The sequence below is a fragment of the Martinezella lusitana genome, assembly GCF_900094565.1.
Taxonomy (GTDB): Bacteria; Pseudomonadota; Alphaproteobacteria; order Rhizobiales; family Rhizobiaceae; genus Rhizobium; species Rhizobium lusitanum.
In genome coordinates this window covers 190,601-204,174 of the sequence record NZ_FMAF01000003.1, presented here as the reverse complement: position 1 = coordinate 204,174, position 13,574 = coordinate 190,601, and the positions used below count along the sequence as shown (strand labels likewise).

Annotated in this window: 12 protein-coding genes; 3 read left to right on the top strand and 9 right to left on the bottom strand. The window is 62.3% G+C overall.

Translation table 11 applies throughout. The features are described from left to right. Nucleotides 1-91: 91 nt before the first annotated feature. Entirely contained in the window at nt 92-1,003 is a 912-nt protein-coding gene (locus GA0061101_RS07260) for a LysR family transcriptional regulator (protein ID WP_092573342.1), read from the bottom strand. Nucleotides 1,004-1,125: 122 nt separating this feature from the next. Between GA0061101_RS07260 and GA0061101_RS07255 the strand changes: the two genes are divergently transcribed. The 3 genes from GA0061101_RS07255 (at nt 1,126) to GA0061101_RS07245 (ending at nt 4,229) form a co-directional block, all read left to right on the top strand. Then, nucleotides 1,126-1,866: an SDR family oxidoreductase gene (locus tag GA0061101_RS07255; protein WP_092573533.1), complete on the top strand. Its 741-nt coding sequence runs from the start codon at nt 1,126-1,128 to the stop codon at nt 1,864-1,866. 92 nt (nt 1,867-1,958) lie between these two features. Beyond that, entirely contained in the window at nt 1,959-2,861 is a 903-nt protein-coding gene (locus GA0061101_RS07250; protein WP_092573341.1) for an SDR family oxidoreductase, read from the top strand. 156 nt (nt 2,862-3,017) lie between these two features. Next, nucleotides 3,018-4,229 carry an adenylate/guanylate cyclase domain-containing protein gene (locus GA0061101_RS07245; protein WP_037196567.1) on the top strand — a complete coding sequence of 404 codons (1,212 nt, stop codon included), beginning with the start codon at nt 3,018-3,020 and terminating at the stop codon, nt 4,227-4,229. Nucleotides 4,230-4,298: 69 nt separating this feature from the next. Here GA0061101_RS07245 and GA0061101_RS07240 read toward each other — a convergent pair whose 3' ends face one another. The 8 genes from GA0061101_RS07240 to GA0061101_RS07205 are packed head-to-tail and all read right to left on the bottom strand — an operon-like array spanning nt 4,299 to nt 13,444. Beyond that, nucleotides 4,299-6,266, bottom strand: coding sequence for a 3-hydroxyacyl-CoA dehydrogenase NAD-binding domain-containing protein (locus GA0061101_RS07240; protein WP_092573340.1), 1,968 nt, complete (start codon nt 6,264-6,266; stop codon nt 4,299-4,301). 22 nt (nt 6,267-6,288) lie between these two features. Continuing rightward, nucleotides 6,289-6,684, bottom strand: a complete 396-nt coding sequence (locus tag GA0061101_RS07235; protein ID WP_037196571.1) for a RidA family protein — start codon at nt 6,682-6,684, stop codon at nt 6,289-6,291. After that, the gene (locus GA0061101_RS07230; protein WP_092573339.1) at nt 6,662-7,093 is read right to left on the bottom strand and encodes an acyl-CoA thioesterase; all 432 of its coding nucleotides are present in this window, start codon (nt 7,091-7,093) and stop codon (nt 6,662-6,664) included. Before GA0061101_RS07230 ends, GA0061101_RS07235 begins: the two co-directional genes overlap by 23 nt. An 8-nt stretch (nt 7,094-7,101) precedes the next feature. Further along, the gene (locus GA0061101_RS07225; RefSeq protein ID WP_092573338.1) at nt 7,102-8,283 is read right to left on the bottom strand and encodes an acyl-CoA dehydrogenase; all 1,182 of its coding nucleotides are present in this window, start codon (nt 8,281-8,283) and stop codon (nt 7,102-7,104) included. A gap of 14 nt (nt 8,284-8,297) precedes the next feature. Further along, on the bottom strand, nt 8,298-9,479 hold the full coding sequence (locus tag GA0061101_RS07220; RefSeq protein ID WP_092573337.1) for an acyl-CoA dehydrogenase family protein: 1,182 nt from the start codon (nt 9,477-9,479) through the stop codon (nt 8,298-8,300). A gap of 3 nt (nt 9,480-9,482) precedes the next feature. After that, entirely contained in the window at nt 9,483-10,334 is an 852-nt protein-coding gene (locus GA0061101_RS07215; RefSeq protein WP_092573336.1) for an enoyl-CoA hydratase family protein, read from the bottom strand. A gap of 4 nt (nt 10,335-10,338) precedes the next feature. Then, nucleotides 10,339-11,118: an SDR family NAD(P)-dependent oxidoreductase gene (locus GA0061101_RS07210; protein WP_092573335.1), complete on the bottom strand. Its 780-nt coding sequence runs from the start codon at nt 11,116-11,118 to the stop codon at nt 10,339-10,341. A 7-nt stretch (nt 11,119-11,125) separates the two neighbouring features. Further along, the gene (locus GA0061101_RS07205) at nt 11,126-13,444 is read right to left on the bottom strand and encodes a bifunctional salicylyl-CoA 5-hydroxylase/oxidoreductase (RefSeq protein ID WP_092573334.1); all 2,319 of its coding nucleotides are present in this window, start codon (nt 13,442-13,444) and stop codon (nt 11,126-11,128) included. Nucleotides 13,445-13,574: the final 130 nt, after the last annotated feature.

Genomic DNA, 13,574 nt, shown 5'->3' with positions numbered 1-13,574 from the left:
CGTCGTCAGCGGAATATGCACTACGACGTAGGCGTGCTCCTCACGCATTCAAAGAGCCGATTTCATTTATTTGATCGCTTGCGCGGAATATTCATCCAGCCTGCGTTTCCACGCCGATCTGTCCCGCGAAGACCTTGACCAGCCAGTCTATGAAAACGCGCACGCGCGGTGAAAGCTGGCGGCTGCGCGGATAGAGCATGGATACCGGCGTCCGGGTCGGCGGAAAGTCCTTCAGAATATGCAGCAACTGACCTTTTTCCAGCGCATCCTCGGCGTGGTAGCGCGGGACCTGGATCAAGCCGAGGCCGAGCTTGGCCGCGGCAAAATAACTCTCGGCCGCATTGACGGAGATGGTTGCGGGCAAGGTGATCTCGCGAAGCGTGCCGCCTACCTCGAATTCCAGCGGCAGCAGGCCGCCCGTCGCCGAGGAGCGGAAGCCGACCATGCGATGGCCGTCGAGCGCATCCGGATGCATGGGCATGCCGTGACGCTCCACATAGGCCGGGGCTGCCAGTGTGACCTCTTCCAGCATCGCGACGCGACGCCCGATCATGTCGCTGTCCTGCAGCGTGCCGACGCGCAGCACGCAGTCGATTCCCTCGCGGATGAGATCGACGAAGCGGTCGCCCTCGGTCATCTGAAATTCGATTTCGGGGTAGGTTTCGAGGAAGGACGGCAGGTTCGGCAAGACGAAGTGCCGCGCCAGCGTTCCATGGACGTCGACGCGCAGCACCCCCTTCGGCTTGGCGCCGGCAAAGGCGCCTTCGGCATCCTCTATGTCGGAGAGGATGCGCAGGCAGCGCTGATAATAGGCCTCGCCGTCGAGCGTCGGGCTCACATGCCGCGTCGTGCGCTGCAGCAGCCGCACGCCGAGCCTCGCCTCCAACTGCTTGATCGCATCCGTCACTGTCGAGCGCGGCAGGCCGGTGTCTTCGGCCGCCAGCGTGAAGCTGCGCCGCTCCACGACGCGGCAAAACACGCGCATGGCATCGAATCTGTCCATCTTATTTGTTCGCTTATTTCGGATAGTGATGCCGATTAATGGCCGATTATCCGCATCATGAAAAGAGGCATCTTCTCCTCGTCGAAAGGCGCTGAGGCGCAAAACCAGCAAGGATGAAGAAAATGAGCAATAATTCCAACAAGGTAGCGATCGTCACCGGCGCATCCCGCGGTATTGGCGCAGCCATTGCGCAGCGGCTGGCCGCAGACGGGTTCACCGTCGTCATCAACTATGCAGGCAGCGAAGCTGCCGCCGAGGAGCTGGCCCGCAAGATCGAAGAAAAGGGCGGCAAGGCGCTGACCGCCAAGGCCGATGTTTCCGATGTCGATGCCGTGCGCCGCATGTTCGATGCAGCCGAGGCGGCTTTCGGCGGCGTCGACGCGCTGATCAACAATGCCGGCATCATGCAGCTTGCCAAGATCGCCGATGCGGACGACGCGCATTTCGACCATCATATCGCCATCAACCTCAAGGGCACGTTCAACACGCTGCGCGAAGCCGGCAAGCGCCTGCGCGACGGCGGCCGCATCGTCAACTTCTCGACCAGCGTCGTCGGGCTCAAGCTCGAATCCTATGGCGTCTATGCCGCCACGAAGGCGGCCGTCGAAACACTGACGGGCATCATGTCGAAGGAGCTGCGCGGCCGCTCGATCACCGTCAACGCCGTTGCTCCCGGCCCAACGGCCACCGACCTATTCCTCAATGGCAAGAGCGACGAACTCATCGACCGGCTGGCCAAGATGAATCCGCTGGAGCGACTGGGCACGCCTGCGGACATTGCCGCCGCCGTCTCCTTCCTCGTCGGTCCTGATGGCGGCTGGATCAACGGCCAGACGCTGCGCGCCAACGGCGGCATGATCTGAGCCATTCCGGCGGTAGGGCAATGCCTGCCGCCACCACCCCTCTCGACATCATGTCATCGTCAGCAACTAACCATCCAAAAAGGAACAGGATCATGAGCAAGCAAGTCATCGTCATAACAGGCGCATCGAGCGGTTTCGGCGCTCTGACGGCGCGTGCCCTCGCCAGAGCAGGCCATACCGTCTATGCCGGCATTCGCGAGACCAAGGGGCGCAACGCGCCGCAGGTCGAAGCCGTTGCCGCTTTCGCCAGGGAGAATGGGGTCGATCTTAGAGCTGTCGAGCTCGATGTTGCCTCGGATACATCGGTCGAAGCCGGCATTGCCGAGATCATCGCCCAGCAGGGTCGTATCGACACCGTCATCCACAATGCCGGCCATATGTCCTTCGGCCCGGCGGAAGCCTTCACGCCGGAGCAGTTTGCCGAGCTCTACGACATCAACGTGCTCAGCACCCAGCGCGTCAATCGCGCCGTGCTGCCACATCTGCGCAAACAGCGCAGCGGCCTGGTTGTCTGGGTATCCTCGTCCAGCACCCGTGGCGGCACGCCGCCCTACCTGTCGCCTTATTTCGCCGCCAAGGCGGCGATGGATTCGCTGGCTGTCTCCTATGCGTCGGAGCTCACCCGTTGGGGCATCGAAACAGCGATCATCGTGCCCGGCGCCTTCACAAAGGGCACCAACCATTTCGCCCATTCGGGCTCGCCCGCAGACAAGGCTCGCGCTGCCGAATACGACAACGGTCCTTATGCAGGCGTTCCTGATCAGGCATTGAAGGGCCTCGCCTCGCTGGAACCGGCCGACGCTGATGCGGCCTCCGTCGCGACCGCGATCGTCGAAGTCGTGGATATGCCCTTCGGCACACGCCCGTTCCGTATCCATATCGATCCGTCGGAAGACGGTGCGGAAATCGTCAATGGCGTCGCCGACCGGGTGCACGCCGAGCTTTTCCGGCGCATCGGCCTGGAGGATCTGCTTAAGCCGCATGTAAGGGGCTGAGGCTTCGCCACCACCCTTCCAGCGGGTCAAATCGCCGCTTCTGTGCCACAGGGGCGGCGATCACTTGCTTCCATAGAGACTATTTTGCGTCGTATGGCATTCCAAGCCTATAAGTTTCGTACTAAAGCGAATCCTTTAGAGGGTCGGGAGATATCCATGGACGCGAAGGACATCGGCGAAATCGCCAGCTGGCTCATGCAAGCAGGCCTCAAGGGCATGGCAGAAACCGATATCCTGGCGGGTTTCTGCGAGCAGTGCCGCCAGCATGGCCTCAACCTCGATCGAGCCATGGCGCTGATGGACACGCTGCATCCGGTCTATGAAGGCCGTGCCTTCCGCTGGGACGGCAACCGGGTGATCGAGCGCGAGTTCGAATATGGCCCGTCGCATCAGGGGATCGCCGCCGAGAATTGGCAACGTTCCGCCTTCTATCATATGTTGACGACAGGCGGGGACGAGGTGCGCCGGCGTATCGGTTTTGGCGAGCCGGCCGATTTCTACGGGCTCGATACACTGCAGGCCGATGGTCACACGGACTACATTGCCATGGTGCACCGTTTCGAAGAGGGCGGTACGATCGGCGAGATGGACTGCTTCTATTCCAACTTCGCCACCGCTGCCGAAGTCGGTTTCCCCGACGAGGATCTGTACGTGCTGCGCAAGCTCACGCCGGCGCTGGCGCTGGCAATCAAGTGCACCGGCATGAGCCGCATCGCCCGCACGATCGCCGAGGTCTATCTCGGCGAGGATGCCGCCCGCCATGTTCTCGAAGGCAAGATCACGCGCGGCAAGACCGAACGGATTTCAGCGGCGCTCTGGTTTTCCGATCTCGCCAACTATACGCGCATCTCGGATACCGCCGAGCCGGATGAGATCATCCCGATGCTGAACGCCTATGCCGATGCCGTCATTTCCTCGATCCACGAGGCGGGCGGCAACGTGCTGAAGCTGATCGGCGACGGCACGCTGGCGATCTTCAAGGCCAGGAATTCGGCCGACGCCTGTGCGGCCGCACTGATGGCGGAATCGCTGCTGCGCCAGCGGCTGCGCGATCTTAACGCCCAGCGGCAGATCGAAGGCAGGCCCGTCACGGATGTCTACCTCGGCCTGCATATCGGCGATGTCTTCTACGGCAATATCGGCAGCATGGACCGGCTGGACTTCACCGTCATCGGGCCTGCTGTCAACGAGGTGAGCCGCATTGCCTCCATGTGCCGTTCGGCCGACCGCAACGTCCTGATGTCGTCGAACTTCGTCGAGGCGCTATCGACACACAACAGCAACGATCTTGTCTCCGTCGGTCGCTACGCGCTGCGCGGGGTCAACCGACCACAGGAACTGTTCACGCTGCTGTCTTCGGCAGCGTAAACGCTCTATCTTTTTGTTTCTTTACGCATTCCAGACGGAAAACCGCTTCGCACTTTTCCTGGAAATGCTTTAGCGGCGGCCGGCGGCGAACATCGGGCCGCCCTTGCTCGATGGAAAGCCGTAGCCGTTGATCATGACGAGATCGATGTCGCTGGCGCGGGCAGCAATGCCTTCCGCAAGCAGCACGTCGCCCTCATCGGACATGGCTTTCAGCAGGCGGGCAACGATCTCTTCGGCGGTGAAGCGCTTTGGCACAATGCCTTTCTCGGCGCGCGCAGCTTCGATCATGGCTGTTACGTCGGGATCGATCGTCCGTTTGCCGTCGGGATAGGCATACCAGCCACGCCCGGCCTTCTGTCCGAAGCGGCCGGCCTCGCAGAGTCGGTCGGCGATGACGACATAGCGTTCCGCAGGATTGCGCGTTGCAGCCTGCCGCTTGCGGCGCGCCCAGGCGATCTCCAGGCCTGCCATGTCGTAGACGGCGAAAAGACCCATGGGAAAACCATAGGCTTCCAGAGCCGCATCGATTTCGTCGGGCAAAGCGCCGTCCTCGACCATGTATTCGGCCTCGCGGCGATAGGCCGAGAAGACGCGGTTGCCGATGAAGCCTTCGGTGACGCCGCAGACGATGGGCAGTTTGCTTAAGCGTTTCGCGAATGCCAATGCGCTCGCCAGGACCTCCGGCGCCGTCTTCTTGCAGTTCACCACTTCCAGCAGCCGCATGATGTGGGCGGGCGAGAAGAAGTGCAGGCCGACGACCCGCTCGGGCCGCGCGGTTGCCGCAGCAATGACGTCCGGATCGAGATAGCTGGTATTGGTCGCGAGAATTGCGTCGGCGCGGACGATCGTATCGAGGCGCTGGAACAGTTCGGTCTTGACGGTGAGGTCGTCGAAGACGGCTTCGATGACGATATCGGCCTGCCCGAGTTGCTGCATATCGGCGGTCACGCTCAATCGACTTAAACGGTCCTCGCGACCGGCCGCGTCGAGGCGGCCGGATTGCACCGCCTTGTCGAGAATGCCGGCGATCCGTTCGCGGCCCTTCTCGGCTGCTTCGGCACTCTGCTCGACGCCGATGACGCGATAGCCGCCGTTGAGCGCGGCGACCGCGATGCCCGATCCCATCAGGCCGGTGCCGACGATGCCGACGGTTTCAATCCTGCGTGGGGTGACTGCCTCCAAACCTTCGACCTTGCCGGCTGCGCGTTCGGCGAAGAAGACATGGCGCAGCGCGGTCGCCTCCTCGCTGTCGCGAAGCTCTAGGAAGGTGCGGCGTTCTTCGGCCAACCCCTCGGCCAGGGGAGCGGTTGCGGAGAGGCGAACGAGGCGGACGGCTTCCGTTGGGGCACGCTGGCCGCGTGCCTTGCGCAGTGCATCGGCGGCTGCCTTTTCGGTGGTTTCAATGAGAGCAGATGGAACGGAAAGCATACCGGTACGGCGCAAAGATGAGGCGTCGGCATTCTTGATATCGGCAATGGTGTCTGCGAGCAGCGTGCTTTCGGAGACTCTGTCCACAATGCCGAGCTTGAGGGCTTCCGAGGCAGAAATGATGCGTCCGCCGGCGATCATATCGATAGCGGCAGCGGTGCCGATGAGGCGTGGCAGGCGTTGCGTGCCGCCGGCGCCGGGGACTATGCCGAGCTTGACTTCCGGCAGGCCGAGCTTGGCCGCCGGAGCGGCGTAACGTCGATGGCAGGCAAGCGCCACTTCCAGGCCGCCCCCGAGCGCTGCGCCATTGATCGCCGCGGCGACGGGTTTCGGAAAGGTTTCGATGCGGGCAATGACGTCAGGCAGGAGCGGTTCGACCGGTGGCTTGCCGAATTCCTTGATGTCTGCGCCGCCGATGAAGCTGTTGCCCGCGCCTGTCAGTACGACGCCGGCGATTGCGCTTTCGTTCTCGGCATGATCGAGCGCCGCCATCAGGCCGGCCCGGACATCGGCCGAGAGCGCGTTGACGGGCGCATTGTCTATGGTGACGACGATGACCCCGTCAGTCAGCGCCGCCGAGATGGTGTCCGAAAAGCGCAGTGCCGACATGATCTTGACCGCCTGTGCGATATTATTCCGGAATGATGGCGGTCGCCTGGATCTCGATCTTGGCGCGATCCTCGACCAGAGCGACGACCTGTACGGCAGCCATGGCCGGGAAGTGCCGGCCGATGATTTCGCGATAGGCCTGACCGATAGCCTTGAGGCTACCGAGATATTCCTGCTTGTCGGTGAAATACCAGGTCATCGAGGTGATGTGCTTGGGCTCGGCGCCGCCTTCGGCAAGGATGGCGACGACATTCTTCAATGTCTGGCGCACCTGCTCGACAAAGTCGTCGCTTTCGAACTCGCAGGCGGCGTTCCAGCCGACCTGGCCGCCGACGAACACCATGCGGCCGGTTGCCGTCATGCCGTTGGCATAGCCGATCGGCTTGGCCCAGCCTTCAGGTTGCAGGATGGTGTGCATCGGTCGTCTCCAGATGAGAGGTCAGTGCGGCGCAGATATCATCCGGCCAGGCAAGCGATTGATGGTTATCGAGCGAGGTGGCGACGACACGTTGCCTGGCCGTCCAGAGCACATGGCCGTTCGCCGAGACCTGGTGTTCCAGATCGAGCGAAGAACGGCCGATGCCGCGTACTGTCAGCAGGAATTCGAGGTCGTCGCCCTGAAGGCCCGGCTTCATGAAAGTCAGATCGAGCCGCACGGTCGGGACACCGATGCGGCGTTCGTCGATCAGCTTTCGCCAGGAAAAGCCGATCGAGGCAAAGTAATCTTCCAACACCCCGACGAGGATGTTCAGATAGGACGGGAAATAGGCGATCCCCGAGGGGTCGCAGTCTCCGAAGCGCAGGGGTCTGGTGGTTTTGAACGCCAAGACGGACCTCAATTCGAAAAGGCGGCGATGCCAGTGATGGCGCGGCCGAGGATGAGGGCGTGGATGTCGTGGGTTCCCTCGTAGGTGTTGACCACCTCGAGGTTGACGAGGTGGCGGGCGATGCCGAACTCGTCGGAAATGCCGTTGCCGCCGAGCATGTCGCGCGCGGCGCGGGCGATGTCCAGCGCCTTGCCGCAGCTGTTGCGCTTGAGGATCGACGTCAGTTCGACAGGCGGATGGCCGTCTTCCTTCATGCGGCCGAGACGCAGGCAGCCCTGCAGGCCAAGGGTGATCTCGGTCACCATGTCGGCGAGCTTCTTCTGGATCAGCTGGTTGGCGGCAAGCGGCCGGTCGAACTGCTTGCGGTCGAGCACATATTGCCGCGCCTTGGCATAGCAATCCTCGGCCGCACCCAATGCGCCCCAGGCAATGCCGAAGCGGGCGGAGTTGAGGCAGGTGAACGGACCCTTCAAGCCAGAGACGTTCGGCAGCAGGTTTTCCTCCGGCACGAAGACATTCTCCATGACCACTTCGCCCGTGATCGAGGCGCGTAAGCCCACCTTGCCGTGGATGGCGGGTGCCGACAGTCCCTTCCAGCCCTTTTCGAGGATGAAGCCGCGGATGGTGCCGTCCTCGGTCTTTGCCCAGACGACGAAGACATCGGCGATCGGTGCGTTGGAGATCCAGGTCTTGGCGCCGGTGAGGCTATAGCCGCCATCGACCTTCTTTGCCCGCGTCACCATCGAGCCGGGGTCGGAGCCATGGTTCGGCTCGGTGAGGCCGAAGCAGCCGATCCATTCGCCAGTGGCAAGCTTCGGCAGATATTTCTGCTTCTGGGCCTCAGACCCGAAAGCATCGATCGGCACCATGACCAGCGAGGACTGCACGCTCATCATTGAGCGATAGCCGCTGTCGACGCGTTCCACTTCGCGGGCGATCAGGCCATAGGCGACATAACCGAGGCCGGCACCGCCATATTCCGGCGCAATCGTCGGTCCGAGCAGGCCGAGCTCGCCCATCTCGCGGAAGATCGTCGGATCGGTCTTTTCATGGCGGAAGGCTTCGAGCACGCGGGGGGCAAGCTTCTCCTGCGCATAGGAATGCGCGGTGTCCAGCACCATGCGTTCTTCATCGCTCAGCTGCTCCACCAGCCGGAACGGATCGGCCCAGTCGAAAATCTCGCGGCTCATGCTGTCGTCTCCCACTAATTGGCTTTCAGAAGTTCGCGCGCGACGATGAGTTTCTGAACCTCCGTCGCACCTTCATAGATGCGAAGCGCGCGGATCTCCCGATAGAGTTTTTCCGTTATCTCGCCGGACCTTACGCCACGTCCACCGAAGAGCTGAACGGCGCGGTCGATGACGCTCTGTGCGGTTTCCGTAGCCGTCATCTTGGCCATGGCCGCCTCGCGCGTCGTCGGCAAGCGCTGCACGTCGCGACGCCAGGCCGCCCGATAGGTGAGCAATGCCGCCGCGTCGATGCCGGTCGCCATATCGCCGAGGGCGGCCTGCGTCAACTGAAGGTCCGCGAGCCTTCCGCCTAACATCGGACGCGCGCGGACATGGGCAAGGGATTCATCGAGCGCGCGGCGGGCAAAGCCGAGGCCTGCGGCAGCGACCGAGGCGCGGAAGATATCCAGTGTGCGCATGGCGATCTTGAAACCTTCGCCCGGCGCACCGAGCCGCCGCGACGCGGAGATGCGGCAATTCTCGAAGCGGATCGTCGCCAGCGGATGCGGCGCGATCACCTCGATGCGCTCGGCGATGGAAAAGCCGGGGTCATCGGCAAAGACGACGAAGGCGGAAATGCCGCGCGTTCCCGGTGCCTCGCCTGTGCGGGCAAAGACCGTGTAGACGTCGGCGATGCCGCCGTTCGAGATCCAGGTCTTCTCGCCGTCGAGAACATAATGGTCGCCATCGAGGCGGGCGGCACAGCTCATGGCCGCCACATCGGAACCGGCGTCTTTTTCCGAAAGCGCGAAGGCGGCAAGCCAATCGCCCGAGCGCACCTTGGGCAGAACAGCCGCGCGCAGCTCTGGTGAACCGGAAAGGCCGATCGCGCCGGTGCCCAGCCCCTGCATGGCAAAGGCGAAGTCGGCAAGGCCGTCATGCCAGGCAAGGGTTTCGCGTGCAAGGCAGACGAGGCGGGAGTCGATCAGCGGTTCGTCATGGGAAGAACCCGTGGCGGCGGCAAGAAGCCCGGCATCGCCGAGCGCCTTGACCAGCTTACCGCAAGCGCCGTCGACATCCCTGTGATCGATCGCTGCAACGGCGGAGGATTTGGCGAAAGTGTCCACCTCAGCCGCGAATTCACGGTGGCGTTCCTCGAAGAACGGCCAATCCAAATGGTCTCGCGTCGGACCGGGGAGGGCGCTTGCCATAGACATTGCCTAGTCTCCCTGAAATTCCGGTTTGCGCTTGGCGGCGAAAGCCTCGAAGGCGCGACGGAAGTCCTGCGTCGCCATACAAACGGCCTGGGCTTGCGCTTCGGATTCGATCATCTCGTCGATGCCCATCGCCCATTCCTGGTTCAGCATGGTCTTCGTCATACCATGCGCGAACCAGGGGCCATCGGCCAACGAGCGGGCCAGTTCGACGGCTTCCTGCTCCAGATCGGCGCTGGCGTGCAAGCCGTTGTAGAAGCCCCAGGCCTGACCTTCGCTCGCCGTCATCGAGCGGCCGGTGAAGAGAAGCTCGGCGGCGCGACCCTGGCCGATGATGCGGGGCAAGATGCCGCATGCACCCATGTCGGCGCCGGCAAGACCGACGCGGGTGAAGAGAAAGGCGGTCTTGGCTTCAGGTGTCGCGAGCCTCAAATCGGAGGCCATGGCAAGGATGGCGCCGGCACCGGCGCAGATGCCGTCGACGGCCGATATGATCGGCTGCGGGCATTTGCGCATCGCCTTGACGAGATCGCCGGTCATGCGTGTGAAGGCCAGAAGCTCGGGCATGGCCATGCGGGTCAACGGTTCGATGATCTCGAACACATCGCCACCGGAGGAGAAATTGCCGCCGGCGCCCGTCAATACCACGGCGCGAATATCCGATGCATAGACGAGATCACGGAAGAGGTCGCGCAGCTCGGCATAGCTCTCGAAGGTCAATGGATTCTTACGTTCCGGGCGGTTCAGCGTGAGCGTAGCGACGCGGCCATCCTCGCTGACATCCCAGAGGAAATGCTGCGGCTTGTAATCCTTGAAGGGCTTCAGATGGCCCCGCATCGTCATATCTAGATCGCTCATCCCCTCAAATCTCCCCACCGGCAACCGCGATTGCCTGTCCATTGATCGATGCCGCTGTCGGCGATGCCAGCCAGAGAACGGTATCAGCGACTTCCTCCGGTGTGACGAGCCGCCCCTGCGGATTGGATTTCGTGAACTCGCCAAGCGCCTGCTCGGCTGTGCGCCCGGTCTTGGCGACGATGGTTTCGATCGATCGCTGGATGATCGGCGTATCGGTGAAACCGGGGCAGACGGCATTGACTGTCATGCCGGTCTTGGCGAATTCCAGCGCCAGCGAACGGGTCAGGCCGACGACGCCATGCTTGGCGGCGACATAGGCGGAGACGTAGCCATATCCCTTCAAGCCGGCCGTCGAGGCGATATTGATGATGCGCGCGCCGGCGCCATGCGCCTTCAGATCGGGCAGGACTGCCTGCGTCACCAGAAAGACACCGGTGAGGTCGACTGACAGGACATGGTTCCATGTGTCCAGGCTGGTCTTCTCGAAAGACGCGCTCGGCGCTTCGCCGGCGTTGTTGACGAGAATATCGATGGGGCCGAATTTTTCGCGTGCCCTTGCGAGCCCCTGGGCGATAGCCTCGGGACTTGTGACGTCGAACCCATCGACGACGAATGCCTGCGCGCCGATTTCGGCTGCGACCGCTTCCAGAGGCTCCTTGCGGCGGCCGACCAGGGTGACGCGCGCGCCGTCCGTTGCAAGCGCCCTTGCGATCGCTGCACCGATGCCGCTGCCGGCGCCGGTGATGAGGGCGTGACGGCCCGCAAATTTGCCCGAAGTCGTCATCTGATCCTCACTTCGCCGGCGCGGTCGTGGCTGCGCGGGCAAGGTTGGTTTCATATTGCGTCTTACCGGAGAGATACTGCTTCGGCCAGGGAATGGACGTCAGGCCGATCTTGGCGGCCTCATGCAGCGACCAGGCGGGATCGGCCAGATGCGGGCGGGCGACGGCGCAGAGATCGGCGCGGCCGGCGGCAATGATCGAATTGGCGTGGTCGGCTTCCGAGATTGCGCCGACGGCAATCGTGGGAATGCCAATCTCGTTGCGGATCTTATCGGAAAAGGGTGTCTGGAAGAGGCGGCCGTAAACAGGCTTTTCCTCTTTCGATACCTGGCCGGAGGAGCAATCGATCAGATCGGCGCCGGCCTCCTTGAACAGACGCGCGAAGATCGCAGCATCCTCAGGCGTGTTGCCGCCATCGGTCCAGTCATGGCAGGAGAGGCGGACGGACATGGGCTTGTCTGCGGGCCAGATCGCGCGCATGGCCTTGAAGATTTCAAGGGGATAGCGGGCACGGTTTTCATGGCTGCCGCCATATTCGTCATCACGCGTGTTGGTGATCGGCGACAGGAAGCTCGACAGCAGGTAGCCGTGGGCGCAGTGCAGCTCCAGCCAGTCGGCGCCGGTCTTGACGGCGAGTTCGGTCGAGCGGATGAAGTCGGCCCTGACGCGATCCATATCGGCGCGGTCCATGGCCTTCGGCACCTGGCTGTTCTTAAGGTAGGGGACAGCTGACGCCGAGATCAGCGGCCATTCACCTTCCGCCAACGGCTGATCGATCCCTTCCCAGGCAAGCTTCGTTGCGCCCTTGCGTCCGGCATGGCCGAGCTGAATGCCGACCTTGGCGGCGCTGCTCGCATGGACGAAATCGACGAGCCGCTTCCATTGCGCGACCTGTTCGTCGTTCCAGAGGCCCAGGCAGCCGGGGGTAATGCGTGCATCCGGTGTGACGCAGGTCATCTCCGCGAAGATCAGGCCTGCACCGCCAAGCGCGCGCGAGCCGAGATGGACGATGTGGAAATCGTTCATGATGCCGTTTTCCGCCGAGTACATCGCCATCGGTGAGACGACGATGCGGTTGACGAGCTGGACATCGCGCAGGCGATAGGGCGTGAACATCGGCGGCAGGCAGCGGTCGTTGCCGACGGCGAGGCCGGATTTCTCCGCGAACCAGCGCTCGAAACCTTCGAGCCAGTTCTTGTCGCGAAGCCTCAGATTTTCGTGGCTGATGCGCTGCGAGCGGGTGAGCATCGAATACATGAATTGCGGTGGCTCGAGCGTGTCGGCATAGCGGCGTCCCACGACTTCGAACCATTCCATCGCGTTGCGGGCGGCATTCTGGATGCGGGCGACGTCGACGCGCCGGATTTCCTCGTAGGTTTCGAGAACGGCCGGGATCTTGTCCTTATCGTGCCCGTGGATCTGGAACTGCCTGGTTAGTTCGATGGCATCGTCGATGGCGAGCTTGGTCCCGGAGCCGATGGCGAAATGCGCGGTGTGGGCAGCGTCACCCATCAGCACGACATGCGAATTACCGTTGAAATGGCTCCACTTGCCGCAGATGAGCCGGTTGAAATTCAGCCAGGCCGATCCCCGGATATGGCGCGCGTTGGTCATCAGCGACGCGCCGTCGAGCACTTCGGAAAACAGGTTTTCGCAGAAGGCGATGGAGCCATCCTGATCCATCTTGTCGAGACCGTGGGCGAGGTAGGCCTCCTCGGTGGTCTCGACGATGAAGGTCGAGGTCTTGTCGTCGAACTTGTAGATGTGCGCCTGGAACCAGCCGTGCTCGGTCCTGCGGAAATCGAAGGTGAAGGCGTCGTACTGCTTGTTGGTGCCGAGCCAGATATAGCGGTTCGGCCGGGTGATCATATCCGGCTTGAACACCTCTGGATAATGGTTGCGAATGCGGGAATTGAGGCCGTCCGAACCGATGATGAGATCGGCATCGGGGTAATCGAGATCGGAATTGACGTCGGTCTCGAAGATCAATTCGACATCGAGAGCTTCGCAGCGCTTCTGCAGGATATTCAACAGCTTCTTGCGGCCGATGCCGACGAAGCCGTGGCCTGAAGTGCGCTGACGCGTGCCCTTGAATAGGACTTCGATATCGTCCCAGTGATTGAAGGCGTCCTCGATCTCGGCCGCACTTTCCGGATCCCATTCGCGCATCGATATCATGGTGGCATCGGAGAAGACCACACCCCAGCCGAAGGTGTCATAGGGGCGGTTGCGCTCGACGACGCGGATCGAATGTTCGGGATGAAGCTTCTTCATGAGAAGCGCGAAGTAGAGGCCGGCAGGCCCGCCGCCGATACAGACGATGCGCATCGCTTATCCCTCCTCATGCGAACGAAGTCGCCTCAAAATCATTTAAGTTTAAAATATCTTGTCGTGACCGTTCGTCAAGGCTTGTCTTGCCGGAATCTGCGATCGGCCGAAAGCCACAATAGCGCAAAAT

Coding starts and splice junctions, on each gene's coding strand:
- GA0061101_RS07260 (WP_092573342.1), bottom strand. CDS start 1,003: ATGGACAGATTCGATGCCATGCGCGTGTTTTGCCGCGTCGTGGAGCGG.
- GA0061101_RS07255 (WP_092573533.1), top strand. CDS start 1,126: ATGAGCAATAATTCCAACAAGGTAGCGATCGTCACCGGCGCATCCCGC.
- GA0061101_RS07250 (WP_092573341.1), top strand. CDS start 1,959: ATGAGCAAGCAAGTCATCGTCATAACAGGCGCATCGAGCGGTTTCGGC.
- GA0061101_RS07245 (WP_037196567.1), top strand. CDS start 3,018: ATGGACGCGAAGGACATCGGCGAAATCGCCAGCTGGCTCATGCAAGCA.
- GA0061101_RS07240 (WP_092573340.1), bottom strand. CDS start 6,266: ATGTCGGCACTGCGCTTTTCGGACACCATCTCGGCGGCGCTGACTGAC.
- GA0061101_RS07235 (WP_037196571.1), bottom strand. CDS start 6,684: ATGCACACCATCCTGCAACCTGAAGGCTGGGCCAAGCCGATCGGCTAT.
- GA0061101_RS07225 (WP_092573338.1), bottom strand. CDS start 8,283: ATGAGCCGCGAGATTTTCGACTGGGCCGATCCGTTCCGGCTGGTGGAG.
- GA0061101_RS07220 (WP_092573337.1), bottom strand. CDS start 9,479: ATGTCTATGGCAAGCGCCCTCCCCGGTCCGACGCGAGACCATTTGGAT.
- GA0061101_RS07215 (WP_092573336.1), bottom strand. CDS start 10,334: ATGAGCGATCTAGATATGACGATGCGGGGCCATCTGAAGCCCTTCAAG.
- GA0061101_RS07210 (WP_092573335.1), bottom strand. CDS start 11,118: ATGACGACTTCGGGCAAATTTGCGGGCCGTCACGCCCTCATCACCGGC.
- GA0061101_RS07205 (WP_092573334.1), bottom strand. CDS start 13,444: ATGCGCATCGTCTGTATCGGCGGCGGGCCTGCCGGCCTCTACTTCGCG.